The 20,173-nt window shown below is 53.4% G+C and carries 12 protein-coding genes; 10 read left to right on the forward strand and 2 right to left on the reverse strand.

The features are described from left to right. The first annotated feature begins 47 nt into the window (after positions 1 to 47). Positions 48 to 2,258 carry a HelD family protein gene (locus tag MKY64_RS02385; RefSeq protein WP_340950723.1) on the forward strand — a complete coding sequence of 737 codons (2,211 nt, stop codon included), beginning with the start codon at positions 48 to 50 and terminating at the stop codon, positions 2,256 to 2,258. Positions 2,259 to 2,677: 419 nt separating this feature from the next. Here MKY64_RS02385 and MKY64_RS02390 read toward each other — a convergent pair whose 3' ends face one another. After that, positions 2,678 to 4,693 (reverse strand): methyl-accepting chemotaxis protein, encoded by a 2,016-nt coding sequence (locus tag MKY64_RS02390; protein WP_340950725.1) that lies wholly within the window; start codon positions 4,691 to 4,693, stop codon positions 2,678 to 2,680. A 610-nt stretch (positions 4,694 to 5,303) separates the two neighbouring features. Here MKY64_RS02390 and MKY64_RS02395 point away from each other — a divergent pair. The 4 genes from MKY64_RS02395 to MKY64_RS02410 all read left to right on the forward strand — a co-directional run bounded on the left by MKY64_RS02395 (position 5,304) and on the right by MKY64_RS02410 (position 13,062). Further along, on the forward strand, positions 5,304 to 5,594 hold the full coding sequence (locus MKY64_RS02395; protein ID WP_036690524.1) for a CD3324 family protein: 291 nt from the start codon (positions 5,304 to 5,306) through the stop codon (positions 5,592 to 5,594). A 158-nt stretch (positions 5,595 to 5,752) separates the two neighbouring features. Continuing rightward, positions 5,753 to 7,057: a replication-associated recombination protein A gene (locus MKY64_RS02400; RefSeq protein WP_340950727.1), complete on the forward strand. Its 1,305-nt coding sequence runs from the start codon at positions 5,753 to 5,755 to the stop codon at positions 7,055 to 7,057. A gap of 350 nt (positions 7,058 to 7,407) precedes the next feature. Next, positions 7,408 to 10,143 carry a glycoside hydrolase family 9 protein gene (locus MKY64_RS02405; protein ID WP_340950729.1) on the forward strand — a complete coding sequence of 912 codons (2,736 nt, stop codon included), beginning with the start codon at positions 7,408 to 7,410 and terminating at the stop codon, positions 10,141 to 10,143. Between the two features lie 30 nt (positions 10,144 to 10,173). Continuing rightward, positions 10,174 to 13,062, forward strand: coding sequence for a glycoside hydrolase family 48 protein (locus MKY64_RS02410; RefSeq protein WP_340957997.1), 2,889 nt, complete (start codon positions 10,174 to 10,176; stop codon positions 13,060 to 13,062). A 318-nt stretch (positions 13,063 to 13,380) separates the two neighbouring features. On the opposite strand, the gene mnmA is transcribed toward MKY64_RS02410, so the two are convergent. Then, positions 13,381 to 14,502, reverse strand: a complete 1,122-nt coding sequence (gene mnmA, locus MKY64_RS02415; RefSeq protein ID WP_036732325.1) for a tRNA 2-thiouridine(34) synthase MnmA — start codon at positions 14,500 to 14,502, stop codon at positions 13,381 to 13,383. A 276-nt stretch (positions 14,503 to 14,778) separates the two neighbouring features. On the opposite strand from mnmA, the gene cymR reads away from it, so the two are divergent. The 5 genes from cymR (at position 14,779) to MKY64_RS02440 (ending at position 20,154) form a co-directional block, all read left to right on the forward strand. Then, positions 14,779 to 15,198: a cysteine metabolism transcriptional regulator CymR gene (gene cymR / locus MKY64_RS02420; protein ID WP_036732323.1), complete on the forward strand. Its 420-nt coding sequence runs from the start codon at positions 14,779 to 14,781 to the stop codon at positions 15,196 to 15,198. Between the two features lie 186 nt (positions 15,199 to 15,384). Continuing rightward, positions 15,385 to 16,062 carry a response regulator transcription factor gene (locus MKY64_RS02425; RefSeq protein ID WP_036732321.1) on the forward strand — a complete coding sequence of 226 codons (678 nt, stop codon included), beginning with the start codon at positions 15,385 to 15,387 and terminating at the stop codon, positions 16,060 to 16,062. Continuing rightward, the gene (locus MKY64_RS02430; protein WP_340950732.1) at positions 16,059 to 17,876 is read left to right on the forward strand and encodes a sensor histidine kinase; all 1,818 of its coding nucleotides are present in this window, start codon (positions 16,059 to 16,061) and stop codon (positions 17,874 to 17,876) included. The genes MKY64_RS02425 and MKY64_RS02430 overlap by 4 nt, the downstream gene beginning before the upstream one ends. Positions 17,877 to 18,025: 149 nt before the next feature. Next, positions 18,026 to 18,712: a GDSL-type esterase/lipase family protein gene (locus tag MKY64_RS02435; protein ID WP_339250383.1), complete on the forward strand. Its 687-nt coding sequence runs from the start codon at positions 18,026 to 18,028 to the stop codon at positions 18,710 to 18,712. Positions 18,713 to 18,747: 35 nt separating this feature from the next. Beyond that, a complete protein-coding gene (locus tag MKY64_RS02440) occupies positions 18,748 to 20,154 on the forward strand; it encodes an MBOAT family O-acyltransferase (RefSeq protein WP_340950734.1) in 1,407 nt (468 codons plus the stop codon). The last annotated feature ends 19 nt before the right edge of the window (positions 20,155 to 20,173 follow it).

Consider the following 20,173-nt stretch of genomic DNA (forward strand, 5'->3'; position numbering starts at 1 on the left):
TGATTCAGGAAGCGAATGCCCGCACAACTTTTAGGAGGTAACTGAAATTGGAAGACAACTTTCAAAGTGCCTATCAAGAGGAAGAAGACAGGCTGAACCACGCGCTGACAGAGATTGACTCTACCCTTGAACGATTGCGCGGAACTCCGGTCTACACAGGACACGATTATACGGAGCAAGTGCTGGAGGATTCAAGGGAGCAGAGGCGCAAAGATCTTGCCAAGCTTAGGCAGGAGCCTTATTTCGGACGGCTTGATTTTCAGGGCAATGACGAGGAAGACCGCAAGGCACTGTATATCGGCAAAATCGGCGTAGACCGCGAGCAGGTTAGCGACCGTCCGCTTGTCATTGACTGGCGGGCACCGGTGGCAAGCCTGTTCTATTCTTTTACCGGAGGAACGGAAGCCGCCTCGTATGAAGCGCCGGACGGGCTGATCGAAGGGCTGGTCTATCTCAAGCGCAACGTGGTGATCCGGAAGCAAATCCTGGAGCGGGTGGCGGATACGTATAACCGTGACAGCGACGCACCGGCGGTATCGGATGAATTCCTGGTCTACCGGCTGGGGGAGAACAAGGATAACCGGCTGCGGGACATCGTCTCCACGATTCAGGAGGAGCAGGACAAGATTATCCGTGCGGCCAAGAACACGGCGCTGATCATCCAGGGGGTGGCGGGAAGCGGCAAGACCACCGTTGCGCTGCACCGGCTGGCGTTCTTATTGTATCAATACAAGGAGCAGGTCTCGGCGGAGAAAATGATTATTTTCGCACCGAACCGCATGTTCCTGGACTATATTTCGGATGTGCTGCCGGAGCTGGGCGTCGGCAATATTGCCCAGAGCACGTTCCCGGACTGGGCGGCCGGAGTGCTTGATGTCACGCTGCCGGAGCAGGATGCTTCGGAGGTCATGAGCCGCTGGTTCGAGACGGCGGGAGCAATGCCGGCCATCACGGAAGAGACCCCCGGGCGCTTCAAAGGCTCAACGGTGCTGATGAGCGTCATTGAATCCAGCGTCAAGCTGCTGGAGACCAGTGCTGTGCCGGAGGGCGATTTCAGCCCTTGGGACGGGGCGGTGCTGAGCCGCCAGGTGATTCTGCGCTGGCACAATGAGGAATACGCACCGTATCCTCCGGCGAAGCGCAAGGAGCGCGTCATGGCGCGGCTTCACCGCTGGATCGAGATGGAGCTGAAGAAGAGCCCTTCAGCGGCTGCGCTGAAGGAGCGCAAGAAGAAGGGCGCGGCCCGCGAGAAGGCCTACAGCGCCAAGTGGCCGAAATACGAGCCGCTCGCCATCTATAAGCAGATCTTCCGGGCGGCGAAAGTGCCGGAGGACTGGCCGGCGGCAGCACCGGAGGAGATTCCGCCATCCGTGCTGAAGGAGACTGTCAAGGAGCTGAAGAAGGGGATTCTGCGCGAGGAGGATCTTCCTCCGCTGCTGTATATCCATTATCTTCTGAACGGTAACGAAGGTACTGAGCGCTTTGACCATATCGTGATCGATGAAGCGCAGGATTTCTCCCCGTTCCAGATTGCCGTACTGGATCTGTATGTGAAGGGGCATTCCTTCACCATTCTGGGTGACCTGTCGCAGGGCATCCACGCCTACAAGGGAGTACATGCCTGGAGAGAGATGCAGACGCTGTTCGCCGAAGAATACACCGCATACCATGCACTGACCCGAAGCTACCGCTCAACGATGGAGATCATCGAGTTTGCCAATGGCATTCTGTCTGCGGGCGTTTTCAGCGAGCTGCTGGCTGTGCCGGTCTTCCGCAGCGGGAATCCTGTGCGGCTGATCTCCTATGAGGAGGATGTGCTGCCGGGAGCGGCGGCGGCTGCATCGGCGGACCAGCGGCTCAGCGCGGTCAAGAGCGCGCTGGCGCAGCTCTCCGGGCGCGAATACCGCACGGTGGCGGTATTGACCCGCAGCCTGCGGGAAGCCTCTCTACTGTACGCTGAGCTCGCCATGCAGTTCGAGGATCTTCATCTGATTGACGGCAGCATCACGGAATATCGCGGCGGCTTGTCGATTCTCCCCGTCTACTTGTCCAAGGGACTGGAGTTCGATGCCGTCATTCTGGCAGACGCAGACAGCGCCCATTATGGAGCGGCGGCCTGGGATGCGAAGCTGATGTATGTGGGCTGCACACGTGCCCTGCATGAGCTATGGCTGCTGCGGGGCGGCGAATTGCCGCCTTACGTTCAACTGAACGCAGAGGAGAGCGTCTCCGGCTGGCCGGAGCTTGAGCAGCAATAGGTCCAGAGAGGCAGCGCCAAGCGGCCCCGGGAAACCGAACCAGCGGCGATCCGGCTATGATCCGGTACAACGGATCCGGCGATGTAGCGAAACAGAGCCGCGGAAGCACCGTGCGTTAATGAGCGCAAAGACAAGTTCGGCTCCTTAGGGACCGTAGCGCCCTTATTTTCAGGAAAACGACACTTTTTGGGAAGTAACGGACCGTAGCGCTTTTATTGTCTCTGTAAGCGATGCTTATGAGCGGAATATCGGCTGATAAGGGCCGTGGTGTCCGTAAATTTGCCAAATCATGACCTTCATCCGAAATAAGCGCCCCTCTGTCCGTAATGACAGGCGGAGTTCCCCTGATTGAAGAGAAAAAGCAGCGATTTTCCTTTATTGGAGGATCGCTGCTTTGTATTTTGGGCGATTCTGTATTTTTAAGCCTTGTCCTTCGCATCGAACTGGAAGCGCTCCACCTGTCCCTGCATATCCGCAGCCATGCCGGAGAGCGCCGCAGAGGAGGAGGTGATCTCCTCCATCGAAGCAAGCTGCTCCTCGGTAGCTGCGGTTACGCTCTGGAAGGAATCGAGCGCGGCTCGGGCAATTGTGGCCATCTCCTGGACGGAAGCGGCTACTTCGGAGCTGCTGGCCGACATTTGCTCCGTAATGGCGGAGACCTCATGGATCTGCTCGCCGACCTGCCGGGTGGACTGCTCAATCTGCCGGAAGGCTTCGCTCGCCTCCAGGGTAAGCGCCATGCCCTGCTCCACATCCTCTGCCACCTTATGCTTCATCACATCATACGCGCTGGCGATCAGGCCCACCATCTCGGAGATGGTCTCCTGAATCTGCCCGGCACTGCTATTCGTAGCCTCCGAGAGCTTGCGCACTTCACCCGCCACTACGGCGAATCCTCGGCCGTGTTCACCGGCCCGGGCCGCCTCAATGCCGGCATTCAGCGACAGGAGATTGGTCTGCTTGGCAATGGCGGAGATCGCCGTGCTGGTCTCAGCCACTCTGGCACTTAAGCCGTTAAGCTCAGCGATCAGGGTGCCGGACTGCTGCACCGATTCGCGGATCGTCTTCATCTGCTCTCCGACCTGCTCCATTCTGGCGCTGCCGGTGGAGACATCCGTTTCCGTAAGTATAGCGGCGCTCACAATTGACTCTGAAGCGGAAGCGATTTTCTGGATGCCGGTGGACATCTCCTCCATCGTTGTAGCGACTTCGGCGGAAGCATAAGCCTGGGTCTCCACGCCCCGGGTGGATTCCTCCACCAGCTCCGTCACATACTCGACTGCCTTGCTGTTCTCGGCCGTGCTGGCTGTGAGCTGTTCACTGGCAGCGGCGAGCTGGCCGGAGGTCTCGGCAACCTCCTGCACCATGGTGCGCAGCGAAGAGACCATTTCATTATAATTGCCGGCAAGCTGACCGATCTCGTCCCTGCGGCTGGTCTGGACGAATTCATCCAGATACCCTTCGCTTACCCGTTTGGCCGAACGGTTCAGGCGTTCTACCGGCCCGGTTATCCGGCGGATAATCAGGAAGGTAATTACCGCAGCAAGCAGCAGCGCAACCACGAGAACGATAGCTGATTTGTACAGAATCGGGTAGACCGCCTTCGTATATTCACTCTCTGGAAGCACTCCGGCCAAGGTGAAGCCGGTCAGCTCATTGGTAATGTAGTATCCGTCCATTTGCGTATCGGCTGCAGCATCCTTGTAGGATATTTTACCCGCCGGGCCTTGCTTGATTCCTGCTGTCATTGCGCCTGTGGCTTCCGAAGCAATCTCCATGGCAGGGTGGTAGATCACCTTGTTATTGCCGTCCAGGATGAAGACATATCCGCTATCGCCCAGACTGACATTCTTCGCCAGCTCCATAAGCTCCTTCATGCTGATGCTGATCGTAACAGCCCCCTTGCCGTCCGGAAAAGCCTTGGAGATCGGCAGAATGTAGCTGTTCGTTACTTTGGAGAAAATGGGATCGATCACCGATGTTGTCTCCGGGGTCTTAAGTGCATCTATGTACCAGTCGCGTACGCGGGGATCATAATTGTCCAGCTTGGAATCCGGCGCGAACATGTATTTCCCGTCCTCGTTGCCTATCGCCACGATATCTACCTCAGGATGCTCCAGCTTGAAGTTGTCGATCAGCTTGCGCAGCTGTGGAGAATTGTTCGTTAGCCCCGCGCTGCTCATCTCGTATGCCAGCTCATTCACTCCGGCGCTCTCCAGCAGAATCAGCTGCGACAGTGTTTTATCCAGGAGGTGGATGCTGGAGCGTGTGGTGTCTTCCATTTTGGAGCGCAGAGCCGATTCTGAGGTTTGTGTCGATATGGCCACCAGAGCCAGCGAGGGCAGTACAATGGCTGTAATGATAAGCAGCATCAGTTCAGTTCTGAGCTTCGTGATACGGAATAGGCGCTTTAGGGGGTTTTTCGGTGTTGGCATGGAAGTTCCTCCTGAATTTCTGAATGGATGGACGTTAAAATTTATTTCCATATCTCGAAGTAACTAGATATTTTAATATATATTTCGACAGGGATCGACTAAATAGTTAGTTTTTCGTCAAAAAATGTACTCCAATATTTCTGCAATTCTCCCTCTTTCCAAAAGAGTTCGCGTGCCAGCCTTCAGGTGGAGAACGATTATAACTATTCTTGAACTTGTAACCCGGGGCGGCCTGTGGCTTAATAATAAGTGTCCGGCCGGGCAAGATTACTTCTGGAAGGAGGCTGAAGATATGTTTTCAGAATACGAGGTGGTTTCCGTCTAAGACGGAGACCTGTTAAACGGGAGGCCGCGAGGCCTCCTTATGTATAATGAGCGAACACGAGCGGATATGTAATTCCGGTTACTACAATATAAAGAATGACACTGACCAACCACTGACAGACCGCTGATCCATAATGAATGTAGACGATAACCGTAGGGTTTAATATAATGAATTTAGGTGATTTACCAAATTTGAGGAGAAGAAAGGAGGCAGGTGGAATGATTATTCAGAACAGTACAGTGATCGGACTGAACGGAATACACCTGTTGAAGGAGGAAATTGAACGTGAGTTACGTCAATGGAAAGGATGTGCTCCCCCCGGGGCTGCTCGAAGAGCTGCAGGGTTACATACAGGGTGAGCTGTTATACATCCCGAAGAAAGCGGAAGAACGGGTAAGATGGGGCGAGAACAGCGGCTCCCGGCAAGAGATTGCTGCCCGCAACGAAGAGATCTTCTGTAGTCACAGCAGCGGCTGCTCGGTGAACGAGCTGCAGAAGAGATATCACTTATCCGAAGAAAGCATCCGCAAGATCATTTCAAAAATGCGGCAAACGCGGCTGGCGATGAACCGCTAGTCTGGAACGGATATGAGTTCTAATTATAGAACAAAGAGCATGGCTCCCGCCGGTGGCGGCGGGGTCATGCTCTTTTTAACGTTTGGGACAGGTATGGTATGATAGGAGAAGTGAATGTATTCTATTGAAATCTTAGATGATAGCAAGGAAGTGTAAGGATGGATTTATTCTCGCAGGGTGAAGACAACGGGAGCGGACGGCTGCTTGCAGACCGGATGCGGCCCGGCAATCTGGATGAATATATCGGACAGGAGCATATTGTAGGCAAGGGCAAGCTGCTGCGCAGAGCGATTGAAGCGGACCAGGTCTCTTCCATCCTGCTGTACGGGCCTCCGGGCTGCGGCAAAACCACTCTGGCCCATATCATATCGCATCACACCCAAGGTGAATTCGTGCGGCTGAATGCGGTGGAGGCTTCGGTTAAGGATGTGCGGGAGGTCATTGAACGCGCACAGAGCAATAAGGCGCTGTACGGCTCGAAGACGATTCTGTTCCTGGACGAGGTACACCGCTTCAACAGCTCCCGCCAGGATGCGCTGCTGCCGGCCGTGGAGAAGGGGACGATTACCTTCATCGGTGCGACCACAGAGAATCCGTTCCATTATGTGAACGGGGCCTTGATGAGCCGCTCGACGCTGTTTCAGCTGGAGGCGCTGACCAGCGAGCACAGCTTGCTGGCCATGAAGCGTGCGCTCGCCGATGAACAGCGGGGCCTCGGATTCATGGATCTGAAGGCGGATGAGGAGGCGCTGCTGCATATCGCCGCGATGGCGAACGGCGATATCCGCCGCGCCTTGAACGCCCTGGAGCTGGCGGCGATGACTACGGCCCCTGAGCGTGACGGCAGCGTGCATATTACGCTGGAGGTAGCGGAGGAGTCGATCCGCCGCCCGATTGTCAAAGCGGACGAGTCAACACAGTACGATGTGCTGTCCGCTTTTCACAAAAGCATTCGCGGCTCCAGCGACGCCGCCCTGTTCTGGTTCCTCTACGCGGTGGAGAAGCTGGGAATGGACCCGATGACCTTCATCCGCCGCCTGATTGCGGCCAGCAGTGAGGATATCGGCCTGGCGAACCCGCAGGCGATGGTCCAGGCGGTCAGTGCGCTGGATGCCTACCGTAATAACGGCTGGCCAGAGGCGAAGCTGAATATCGCGCAGGCGATTCTGTTCGCCGTAGAGAGCCCAAAATCAGACGGGGTAGTGACCGCTATCGCGAATGTCATGAACAGCTTGGAGGATCTGAAGTCGGCTGAGGTGCCGCTGCATTTGCGGGATACACACTATAAAGGTGCGACCCAGCTGGGCCATGAGGGCTACCAGTACCCGCATAATTTTCCCGGCCATTATGTGAAGCAGGACTATCTGCCGAAGGCCATCTCCCGTAAGGTCTTCTATCAGGCCACCGAGCAGGGCAACGAGGCGAAGATCCGCCATAACCAGCAGCTGCGGCGCGGGCAATAGGGCTTCGATGATAGTTCACTCCAGCCAATTATAGATTTTTACAAACAGAGAGCAGCCATTCTCCATAACTGGAGGAGGCTGCTCTTTTTGACGCTGTAAATATGATAAAAATGGAAATATTTTGACAAAAAACCGGTATTCTCAGAAAAATATAATGTAAATATATAGAATTAATTTACTGTATGTGGTATATGTGTAGGTGGGGGTACTTTACCTTAATTTGTAATATGGAGGTGGTAAATGGAACGTGCTCAAATACTATGTCTAATTATGGACACTGGGGAGGTATTTGTGCGTGCCTGAGTCCTGAAGGACTGAACAAACAAGAAAACGAAGGGAGATGAGTAAGGATGAGTCAAAGTAAACGGAAGACTGGCTGTATCGCTTCACTAAGCCTGATGTTAGCCTTCACCATTGTATCAGGGACGGCTGTCCGCCCGTCTGTCACCGAAGCAGCAACCGCCGGATTTAATTATGCAGAGGCACTGCAGAAATCGATCTATTTCTACGAGGCCCAGCGTTCGGGTGAGCTGCCGGCGGACAACCGCGTGGAATGGAGAGGCGACTCGGGGCTGCAGGATGGTGCCGATGTCGGCCATGACCTGACGGGTGGCTGGTATGACGCAGGAGATCATGTCAAATTCGGATTTCCGATGGCGTACACCGCGACAATGCTGGCATGGTCGGTCTATGAATACAAGGATGGTTACGTGCAGTCCGGGCAGCTGGATGAGATTCTGGACAATATCCGCTGGGCCACAGACTATTTTGTGAAAGCGCATACTGCACCGAATGAGCTGTGGGGCCAGGTGGGTAACGGCACGGCGGACCATAACTGGTGGGGACCGGCGGAGGTCATGCCTATGGCGCGCCCGGCTTACAAGATTGATGCTGCACATCCCGGCTCGGACCTGGCTGGTGAGACTGCCGCCGCCCTTGCCTCGGCTTCCATTATTTTCAGAGATTCAGATGCCGCCTATGCGGACAAGCTCCTGCTGCATGCCAAGCAATTATACAATTTTGCCGATACGTACCGGGGAGCTTACTCCGATACCATCACTGACGCCAAGCAGTATTACAATTCGTGGAGTAGTTACGCGGATGAGTTAAGCTGGGGCGGTATCTGGCTATACCTGGCGACCGGTGAGCAGACCTATCTCGATAAGGCGATTGCCGCCAGTGATCTGTGGGGCACCAACCAGGCCGGTGACTGGGGCTACCAATGGACGCAATCCTGGGATGACAAGCATTATGGTGCGCAGCTCCTGCTGTCCCGCATCACCGAGGACCCGAAGTTTATCCAGTCCACGGAACGCAATATGCAGTTCTGGACGACCGGGGTGAACGGCACCTCTGACCGGGTAGCGTATACTCCAGGCGGGCTGGCCCATCTGGATCAATGGGGGGCGCTGCGGTATGCAGCCAACCATGCTTTTCTTGCTTTTGTCTATGCAGACTGGGTTACTGATCCGGTGAAAAAAAATACCGCCCAGGCCTTCGCAGAACGCCAGATTAACTATATGCTGGGCGATAATCCGCGGAGCAGCAGCTATGTCATTGGCTTCGGCGCGAATGCACCTGAGCATCCTCACCACCGCACCTCACACGGCTCCTGGAGCGACAGCCAGACCACTCCGGCCAACCACCGGCATGTGCTCTACGGCGCGCTCGTTGGCGGACCTTCCAAGACCGATGCTTACACCGATGCGATCAGCGATTATGTCTCAAACGAAGTTGCAACCGATTACAATTCAGCCTTTACCGGCTCTCTGGCCCGGATGATGATGCTCCACGGGCAGGGGCAGAGCCCGCTTGCAAACTTCCCGCCGGCCGAAACGCGTGAGGATGAGATGTTCACGGAGACTTCTGTGAATGCCAGCGGCAGCAATTTTGTGGAGATCCGCGCGGTTCTCAATAACCGTTCGGCATGGCCTGCCCGCTCCAGCAGCCAGCTGTCCTTCAACTACTATCTGGACATCAGTGAGGCTGTTGCCGCAGGATATGGCCCCGGCGATATCACCGTCAAGGCAGGCGGCTATAACCAGGGAGCCACCGTCTCGCAGCTGCTGCCTTACGATGAAGCGAACCATATCTACTATACCAAAGTAGATTTCTCCGGCACCCCGATCTATCCGGGAGGACAGTCTGCTTACCGCAAGGAAGTACAGTTCCGGATTGCCGGACCGCTGAATACTACCTTCTGGGACAACAGCAATGACTTCTCCTTCAAGGGAGTGGCTGCGAATGCTTCAGCGGCAACGAAGAATCCGTTTATCCCGGTATACGATGCAGGTGTAAAAGTGTACGGCGAGCTGCCTTCCGGCGGCGGAACACCGGGTGAACCGCAGGTTCCGGCCCGTCCGTCCGGCCTTCAGGCCGTACCCGGCAATGCCAGCGTAGCCTTGAGCTGGAACGCAGTCAGCGGTGCAACCAAGTATACGGTCAAGCGCTCTCTGGTGAGCGGAGGACCGTACACTACAGTGGGTACGGCAACCGCAGCGGTCTACAATGACAGCGGGCTGACCAATGGTGTGGACTATTATTATGTGGTGACTGCAACGAACAGTGTAGGTGAGAGTACAGCGTCTGCCCAGGTGACTGCCAAGCCGCGCGAGATTACTGTGCCTGCCGGCGCTCTGCGTGTGCAGTACCGCACCAATGACACGAGCCCCGGGGATTCCCAGATCCGCAGCCAGTTCCGGATTGTCAATACGGGAACCGAGGCCATTCCGCTCAGCGGTCTGAAGCTGCGCTATTATTACACCGTGGACGGGGACAAGCCGCAGGAATTCCACTGTGATTACGCCCAGGTCGGCAGCGGCAACGTGAGCGGAACCTTCGGGAAGCTGAGTGCGCCTGCGGCACTGGCTGATTCGTATTTGGAGATTTCTTTTGCCGCAGGGGCAGGAAGTCTGGCTCCGGGAGCAGACAGTGGGGAGATCCAAGTACGCTTCAACAAGTCCGATTGGACAGCCTACAATGAGAGCAACGACTATTCCTATGGGGGTACTCAAGCGACCTTTGCGGATTGGGATAAAGTCACGCTGTACCGTGCAGGAACACTTGTCTGGGGCCTCGAACCCTAAACCATACCAGAGAGGAAGTATGCCGAAATGATGAAGCTAAGTTCATTCAAGAAACCGCTTTCTATCGCGCTGAGTGCTGTCCTCACCTTGTCTCTCACCAGCGGGATCATCAATTTCCATCCGGGAACCGCCAAGGCGGAATCGGTGGAGAAGACCAGATTCCTGCAATTGTATGACCAGCTGAAGGACCCGGCCAGCGGGTATTTCTCGGCTGAAGGCATCCCGTATCATGCGGTAGAGACCCTGCTCAGCGAGGCGCCCAACTATGGGCATATGACTACCTCCGAGGCCTATAGCTACTGGATGTGGCTTGAAGTACTGTACGGCCATAACACCGGGGACTGGAGCAAGCTCGAATCAGCCTGGGACAACATGGAGAAATACATTATTCCGATTAATGAAGGCGACGGCGTGCAGGAGCAGCCGACCATGAGCAGCTACAACCCGAACAGCCCGGCCACCTACGCCTCGGAGCTCCCTCAGCCGGATCAGTATCCAAGCGCACTGAACGGCAAGTATACCCCGGGGAAGGACCCGCTCGATGCAGAGCTGAAGTCCACCTATGGCAATAACCAGACTTATCTGATGCACTGGCTGGTGGATGTGGACAACTGGTATGGCTTCGGCAATCTGCTGAACCCTACGCACACCGCCAGCTATGTGAACACCTTCCAGCGCGGAGTGCAGGAATCGGTCTGGGAGGCCGTAGGCCACCCTTCACAGGATAACAAGACGTTCGGTAAAGCCAATGAAGGCTTCATGACCCTGTTCACCAAGGAAAATAGCGCACCTTCCGCACAATGGCGGTATACGAATGCTACGGATGCGGATGCGCGGGCTGTGCAGGCCATGTACTGGGCCAAGGACCTTGGCTATACGAATACGGTCTATCTGAACAAAGCCAAGAAAATGGGTGACTTCCTGCGCTATGGCATGTACGATAAGTATTTCCAGAAGGTCGGCAGTGCCGCTGACGGTACGCCTGAAGCGGGAACGGGCAAGGATTCCAGCCAGTATCTGCTGGCCTGGTATACGGCCTGGGGCGGCGGCCTGGGAACCGGCGGAGACTGGGCCTGGAGAATCGGCGCCAGCCATGCGCACCAGGGGTATCAGAATGTGGTTGCAGCCTATGCGCTGTCGACCGCAGCCGGAGGGCTGATTCCGTCTTCGGCAACAGCCGGAACGGACTGGGGCAAATCGCTGACCCGCCAGCTGGAATTCTACAACTGGCTGCAATCCTCTGAAGGGGCTATTGCAGGCGGTGCGACCAATAGCTATAACGGCTCCTACAGCGCTTATCCGGCAGGAACAAGCACCTTCTATGGCATGGCCTATGACGAGGCTCCTGTCTATCATGACCCGCCATCCAACAACTGGTTCGGGATGCAGTCCTGGAGCATGGAACGGGTAGCAGAGCTGTATTATATCCTGGCTTCCAGCGGGGACACCACCTCGGCTAATTTCAAAATGGCCAAACGGGCCATTGAGAACTGGATTGACTGGTCTACAGATTATGCCTTTGCGGGCAGCCGTCCGGTAACGGATGCCGCCGGCTATTATCTGGATCAGCAAGGAAACCGGATTCTGGGCGGAGATGATCCGCAGGTTGCCACCGTATCCGCACCCGGCGAGTTCTGGATTCCGGGCAATGTGGAGTGGCACGGACAGCCGGATACCTGGAGCGGGTTCAGCTCTTTTAACGGCAATAGCGGCCTGAACGCAGTGACCAAAGATCCGGGACAGGATAGCGGCGTGCTGGGCAGTTACATTAAAGCGCTCACCTTCTTTGCCGCAGGGAATAAAGCGGAGCATGGCAGCAATACTGCGCTCGGCGGAACCGCTTCACAATTGGCCAAATCCTTGCTGGATACGGCTTGGGGCTACAATGACGGAGTGGGCATTACGACACTTGAGAAGCGTGCGGATTATTTCCGGTTCTTCACCAAAGAGGTATACTTCCCAACAGGCTGGAGCGGTACCTTCGGCCAAGGAAATACCATACCGGGCAACGCTACTGTATCTTCCGATCCGGCCAAGGGCGGTAATGGAGTGTATGCGAGCTACACCGATGTGTATCCAGATATCAAAAATGATCCCAAGTGGAGTTATCTGGAAGGTAAGTACAATAGCTCGTACAACAAAACAACCAAGACCTGGGACAACGGTGCACCTGAGTTCACCTACCACCGCTTCTGGTCACAAGTGGACATGGCTACAGCCTATGCCGAATATGACCGCTTGATCAATAACGGCAGCGGCCCAACGCCAACGCCGACGACTACACCGACGGCAACACCAACAGCCACACCGACAGTTGCGCCAACAGCTACACCGACAACAGTGCCAACAGCTACACCGACAACAGTGCCAACAGCCACACCGACAGTCGCACCGACAGCTACACCGACAACAGTGCCAACGGCTACACCGACAGTTGCACCAACCGCTACGCCTGCCGTAGGGAATCTGGTCGTTCAATACCGTACAACGGATACGAACGCCACAGACCCGCAGTTCCGTCCGCAGCTGCGGATTGTCAATAACGGGACCACAGCGGTAGACCTCAGCAAAGTTAAGGTCCGGTATTACTACACGATTGACGGCGAGCGGGCACAGCAGTTCAATGTCGATTATGCGGCTCTCGGCGGCAGCAATGTGCTGGGCAGCTTCGTGAAGCTTGAGCCTGCAGTTACAGGAGCGGACCACTATGTGGAGATTTCCTTTAGTGCGGGCGCGGGCAGTCTTGCTCCGGGTGCGAATACCGGCGAGATTCAACTGCGCATTAATAAGACCGACTGGAGCAATTACAATGAGGCGGACGATTACTCCTATGATGCAACCAAAACATCTTTCACGGACTGGAACCGTGTGCCGCTGTATCTGAACGGTGTGCTGGTCTGGGGCGTTCAGCCGCAATAAGGCTGCCGTCCGGTAAGCCAGTCCCGGCGTGACTCTGTATTCTGATTAATCAAAGAAAAAGAACCTTCAACTCCACGCGCTGTGGTGTTGAAGGTTCTTTTTTTAGCGAAATAAGAAACTGTATGCGAAAAACCGAACATAATGGGGTAGTCGTCGGCAGATGGACCCAATGTATGCCAAAAACCGAACACAATGTACTGGGCGAAGGCGCGTGGGCCAAATGTAGTCGGAAAACCGAACACAATGGGCTCAGCACCAGCACTGTTCACCCGTTAGAAAGTTTTTCTTTAGTAGGGTAGCTCTCTGGCTGGGGTGCAATCAGACCTGCGCCAGTGGCGCGACTTTGTCGGCCGTCTCGATGGTTCCGCCGCCAAGACAGGTCTCGCCCAGATAGAAGACCACGGCTTGTCCGGGCGTAATCGCCTTCTGCTGAACGTCAAAGGCCACATGGACGGTTCCATCGGCCTGCTTCGTCAGCGTAACGCCCTGATCCGGCTGGCGGTAGCGGAACTTGGCAGTACATTTCAGCGGCTCATCACCAAGGGTGTCCGGATCAATCCAGTTCACCCCTGAAGCTATAAGACTGGTCGAGTACAGGCTGATGTGCTTCTCACCTTGCACCACATACAGGGTATTGCTTGCCAGATCCTTCTCGGCCACGAACCAGGGTTCACCTGTCCCCGAGCCGCCGATACCAAGCCCCTGGCGCTGGCCCAGCGTGTAGTACATGAGGCCGTCATGCCGGCCCTTCACTTCGCCCGTAGCGATATCGACCATATTGCCTGACTGTGCAGGCAGGTATTGGCTGAGGAATTCGCGGAAATTGCGCTCTCCGATGAAGCAGACGCCGGTGCTGTCTTTTTTCTTCGCGGTATAGAGTCCGGCTTCCTCGGCAATCCGGCGTACCTCCGGCTTCGGCAGATGTCCGATCGGGAACATGGCCTTCGAGAGCTGGTACTGGTTCAGCGCATTTAGGAAATACGTCTGGTCCTTGTTGTTGTCCACACCGCGCAGCAGCTTGAACAGGCCGTCTTCTTCCACGACCCGGGCGTAATGCCCCGTAGCGACATAATCTGCGCCAAGCTGCAGTGCTTTGTTCAGGAATTCGCCGAACTTGATCTCGCGGTTGCACATCACATCCGGATTTGGGGTCCGGCCAGCCTTATATTCTTCAAGGAAATAGGAAAAGACTTTATCAAAGTATTCCTTCTCGAAATTAACGGTATAGTAAGGAATATCGATCTGCTCGCAGACGCGGCGCACATCCTCGGCATCGGTCTCGGCCGTACATACGCCGAACTCGTCGGTATCATCCCAATTCTTCATGAAGATGCCGATGACGTCATATCCCTGCTGCTTCAGCAGCAGCGCTGTAACAGAGGAATCCACTCCGCCCGACATCCCGACGACGACCCGGATATCCTGATTAGCTTTTGTCATCGTGATCACCATTTTCTGTACACAAAATACCGGCGTTCTCACTGAACACCCGGCTCATTGTGTATTATAACATACCTGTCTACCCCAAACGAGGACACTACTGCTATGAAATATAGCGAAAAACGGTCCGAAATTGACAATTTGTCCACCAGTGGAGAACAAAATCGTGAATTATTGCCGTTTGCTGTTTCAAATGTGTCCATAGATATGATAACATAAGCTGAGAGCAGACATCGGAATACATTGATATGCAACTAAACCGAAAGAGGTGCCCCTTTGAAAATCTCAACCAAAGGACGTTACGGATTAACCATTATGATGGAGCTTGCCCTGAAATTCGGCGAGGGGCCTACATCACTTAAGAGCATCGCCGAGAAAAACGGACTCTCCGAGCATTACCTGGAGCAGCTCATCGCCCCGCTGCGCAATGCAGGCCTGGTGAAGAGCATCCGCGGAGCTTACGGCGGTTATATTCTGTCCCGCGAGACCAACACCATTACCGCCGGAGATATCATCCGCGTCCTGGAAGGCCCGATCTCCCCGGTAGACTTCACCGAAGAAGACGACCCGGCCAAGCGCGACCTCTGGCTGCGCATCCGCGACAGCATCGCCGATGTGCTGGACTCCACCACCTTGTCCGACCTGATCAACTTCAAGGAAGAGAGCCAGGCGGATAATTACATGTTTTATATATAAAAATGTCTTTAAATCGTCCTTCTCAAGAAACTTGGGGAGGATCTTTTTTTATCTCGCTGTCTTTTTATTTGATCTGCAGTTCATCTGCATATGATCTTTATCTGTATAGGGTAACCTTATTGTATACTTTGGTAGTTCTATGCGTTTTATGTTCCTGGTTCTACAAAAAAAGGGTGAGGTTATCATATGTCAAAAACAATATTGATTGTGGAAGATGAAAATATTCTACGTGAAATTATGAAAGATTATCTGCTGGAAGAGGGATATCGCGTGATTGAAGCCATTGACGGAAAGCAGGCGATCTCGTTATTTCAGGAGCATGAGGTGGACTTGATTTTGCTGGACATCATGTTGCCGGAATTGGATGGATGGTCCGTATGCAGGCGAATCCGCAAGACGTCGAATGTGCCGATTATCATATTGACGGCCCGTTCGGATGAGGACGATACGTTGCTGGGGTTCGAGCTTGGCGCTGACGACTACGTGACCAAGCCTTACCGCCCGCTCATTCTGTTGGCCCGGGCCAAGCGGCTGCTGGAGAGCAGGCATACGCATGAGCATGAAAGCGACAGGGTGTCCGGCGGAGGCATTTCAATCCATTTTCCATCCCGGACCGTTTCGGTTGACGGCAAAAGCTCTGATCTAACGCATACGGAATTCGAAATATTAGCCTATCTACTGCAAAACAAAGGGATCATTATCAGCAGAGAGCAGCTGATTACGAAAATTTGGGGATATGATTTCGCGGGCGATGATCGTACGGTTAACAGTCATATCCGCAATTTGCGTTCCAAGCTGGGGGAGCATGCCAGGCAGATTGTTACGGTTGTGCGTTCAGGATATAAATTTGAGGAAGAGCTATGAAAAAGGGGATTGTGCTTAAACTGTTCCTGCTGACAGCAGGATTGTGCCTGTTCCTGATCGCCGTTATTTTCATCTTGCAGACCGTATTTTTCAAACAGTTCTACGTTCATCAGAAAATAAAAGACGTTAACGCGGCACTTCAGGCTTATGAACAAGACTACCTGGATCATGGCTCGAACACGCAGGAGATGGCCAAGCTGGAGCAAGACTTTTTTCAAAAGCATAACACCTGGATCACGGCTTTGGACTCCCGCGGAAATTTAAAGTTTGCAGATGATTTCTTCATGGACATTAAGCTGGATCATTCGGACGAACCGGCGCTTGCTGATACAACGATAACCGTGCCGCTATACAGTTTTATTAACGTAGAGGACTTCAGCAGCAATCAAACGTTCCTCACTCCCTGGATTGAAGAGGGGGGAATGATCGCCATGGAAGGCTTAATCATCAACAATCAGCCAGTGATCCAGCGGATGGGAAGGATTCGTGCCAATCTGAGAGATGAGAGCCGGCTGGAGAATCATCAGATGGTGAGCAAAGAGTACGAGGTACTGGGCCGATTAGGTGCGGTCCAATATCGTGAGCAATATTCCACCTTTCTGGTCACAGGAACGATTACGAAAGTCCGGGTGCCGGAAGGGGCTGGGGTCTCGCGTTACACCAATCACCTGTTTCTGGACCGCATCAAAGCTTTTCAGGCGGATCTATTATACGGTGACTTGAAGGATGCCGCGAACGCTAAACAGGTTATAGATGTTGAAGAAAATCACGTGAACTACAAAATTATCGTGGACCGTACCCGGGACCGCGACGGAAATCCGGCATACCTGTTCGCGATGACATCGCTGCAGCCGGTTAATGAAGCCGCAGGGATCATCAACGACTACTATGTGTATATCATTATTGCGGCCTTGCTGTTTGTGCTGCTGACATCGTTTTACTACTCCCGCCAGATTGCCCGCCCTTTGCTGCGTATCAGCCGTACCACCCGGCAAATGGCAAACCTCGATTTTTCGGAGAAAATTCCCGTCACCACGAAGGATGAAATCGGAGACTTGTCGGGCAACATTAACGAGCTTTCCGAGCGCCTGCACGCCCATATTCTCCAGCTTGAACAGGATATTGAGAAAGAAAAGCAGCTGGAGCATACGCGAAAAGAATTTATAGCCGGCGTATCGCATGAGCTGAAGACTCCGTTAAGCGTCATTCAGAGCTGCCTTGATATTTTGAATGACGGGGTTGCCAGCCATAAGCGGGAGCATTATTTTGCGGCAATGGAAGACGAGGTCGGCCGGATGAATGTGCTGATTGACGATATGCTGGAGTTGGCCAAATATGAATCGGGTACGTATAAAATGGACACCGGTTCGTTCTATATCGATGTTGTCATCAACCGGGTGTGTACTAAATTAACGCCGGATTTGGCAGCCAAGCAGCTGCTTCTCCACACTTCGCTGATTCCTGCCCAAGTCCAGGGGAACGAGCGCCGTATAGAGCAGGTCATCGTCAATTTCCTGACCAATGCGATTTCGTATACGCCGGAGCAAGAATCTATATATGTCAACGCTTCGGAAGAGAGGGACACCATTCTAATTTGTATCGAAAATAAAGGCGCCCATATCCCCGATGAGCAGCTGGAGAAAGTATGGGACCGTTTCTACCGCGGTGAAACCTCCCGCCACCGGTCTAATGGTGGGACGGGTCTTGGTCTTGCCATATCCAAGAAAATTTTGGAGATGCACGATGTGCCTTACGGCGTGAACAATACCTCCGATGGAGTGATGTTTTATTTTCAATTGAATAAAAAAGCGTAGCAATACGGAAGAAAGTGCAGACCTTGGTTCTGCACTTTTTCTTTTTTTATTTTTTGATATGGCATTGATTTGCTCTGCACTTTATCTTGACCTTGCCCGATTATACTTTTTTTCGGAAGGATAATTTAAATGAAGAGAGGACCATGTTCATGTTAAAAAAAATCATTTCAACGCTAGTTATAGGCAGCACCGTACTCACCCTGGCAGCATGCGGGAGTGGACAAAACCCGCAAAGCGCGACGTCTCAGCCGCAAGCCAATGACACAGCTCAGGTGGAGAAGTCAAACCAGACTTCCTATAAAACGATATTTAAGAACAGCGTATTTCTGGGAGATTCGATTACAGAGGCACTATCTTACCATGACATTCTGGACGAGTTCAATGTAGTGGCAGGTGCCGGAAAGACTACCGAGCTATCTCTGATGAGTGGAGATGTGGACAAGCTGGCAGAGCGGAAGCCGCAATATGTATTTATCATGCTGGGGTCCGATGATATCCTGTTGCCGCCCCAAATTACCGATAACCCCAAGCAGTATTCGCTGAAGTTTTACGCCGAATTGATCGACAGTATCAGGGAGAAGCTTCCGGAGGCATCCATAACGGTTTTGCCGGTCACTCCGGTCACGCCAGAGGCTGAACAAGTGGAGCCACGTTACAAAAATATCAGCGATTACAACCAAGGCTTACAAGAGCTGGCGGACAAGCAGCAGGTTGGATTTGCCGATTTATCTTCGATCTTTGATGACGGCCAACATTTGTATAGCTCGGACGGCATTCATTTTAAACCGGAATTCTATACACGTATGCTCGATTTGCTGAAAGATCGGGTGAAATAACATGCAGCCAGGTGAAGCTCTGGAGGTGACGGGGATTGGTTTTTAGCAGCCTTATATTTGTATTTCTCTTTCTGCCGGTCACCCTGCTGATCTACTATATCTCGCCTATGAGGATTAGAAATGCTGTTCTGCTCGCCGCAAGCCTGATCTTCTATGCATGGGGCGAGCCCGTCTACATTTTCCTGATGATCTTCTCGACGGTATTCGACTATGTGAACGGGGTTCTGATCGATAGATACAGGCATCGTAAAGTGATTGCACGCGGAGTGTTGATCCTGTCCATGATGGGCAGCCTGGGGATTCTTGGCTTCTTTAAATACGCGGGCTTCGTGTTCGATAATATCAATTCGCTCTTTAACCTGCATTTGCAGGCAGCAGATCTTCCGCTTCCGGTGGGCATATCGTTCTACACGTTCCAGACGATGTCTTACGTAATCGACATTTATCGGGGGAAAGTGAGTGTTCAGAAGAACCTGATCTCCTTCGGCGCCTACGTAACGATGTTTCCGCAGCTTGTGGCGGGACCGATTGTTAAATATGAAGATATCGCGGGACAGCTCGCTAAGCGCACAGTGACGTTGGAGCGTTTTGGCGAAGGAGCGGAACTATTTATTAGGGGGCTTGCTAAAAAAGTATTGCTTGCCAACAATATCGGTTTGCTGTGGACAAGCGTCAAAGCGGTGCCTGCGGGGGAGCTGTCGGTTCTTTCTGCATGGCTCGGCATTGTCGCCTTCACGTTTCAAATTTATTTCGATTTTAGCGGGTATTCGGATATGGCACGTGGTCTGGGTAGAATGTTCGGGTTCGAATTTATGAAGAACTTTGACTATCCTTATATTTCCAGGAGCATTACGGAATTTTGGCGGAGATGGCATATTTCGCTCGGTGCCTGGTTCCGTGAATATATCTACATCCCGCTCGGCGGGAACCGGGCGGGTAAGCTGAAACAGCTCCGAAACTTGGCGGTGGTATGGTTTATAACCGGATTGTGGCATGGAGCGAGCTGGAATTTTATCATTTGGGGCTTATATTTCGGTCTCTTTGTCACACTTGAAAAGCTAATTCTCTTGAAACAGCTTCAGCGCTTGCCTGTCTTGGTAAGCCATGTCTACACCCTGATGATCGTGATCATCGGCTGGGTATTTTTCGAATTTGAACAATTGCCCGCAGCCCTGACCTTCATCGGAACGATGTTTGGTGCCGGAACACATGGATTCGCTGACAACCGGGCGCTCTACGATCTGTCGGGGAATGCCCTGCTGCTGCTGATCCTCACGGTTTGTGCCACTCCGTTACCCGGCAAAGCCTTGGCCCGTATCCGAACCAGATTTGCCCGGTCCGGCACGATTGCCACGCTTGTCATCTACTGCATTTTCATCGTGGCCTCAACAGCGTATCTGGTCAATGCAACGTACAATCCATTCTTATACTTTCGTTTTTGATGTTTTTGCTGGAGGTGAT

The sequence above is a fragment of the Paenibacillus sp. FSL R7-0210 genome (assembly GCF_038009085.1).
Taxonomy (GTDB): Bacteria; Bacillota; Bacilli; order Paenibacillales; family Paenibacillaceae; genus Paenibacillus_AQ; species Paenibacillus_AQ silagei.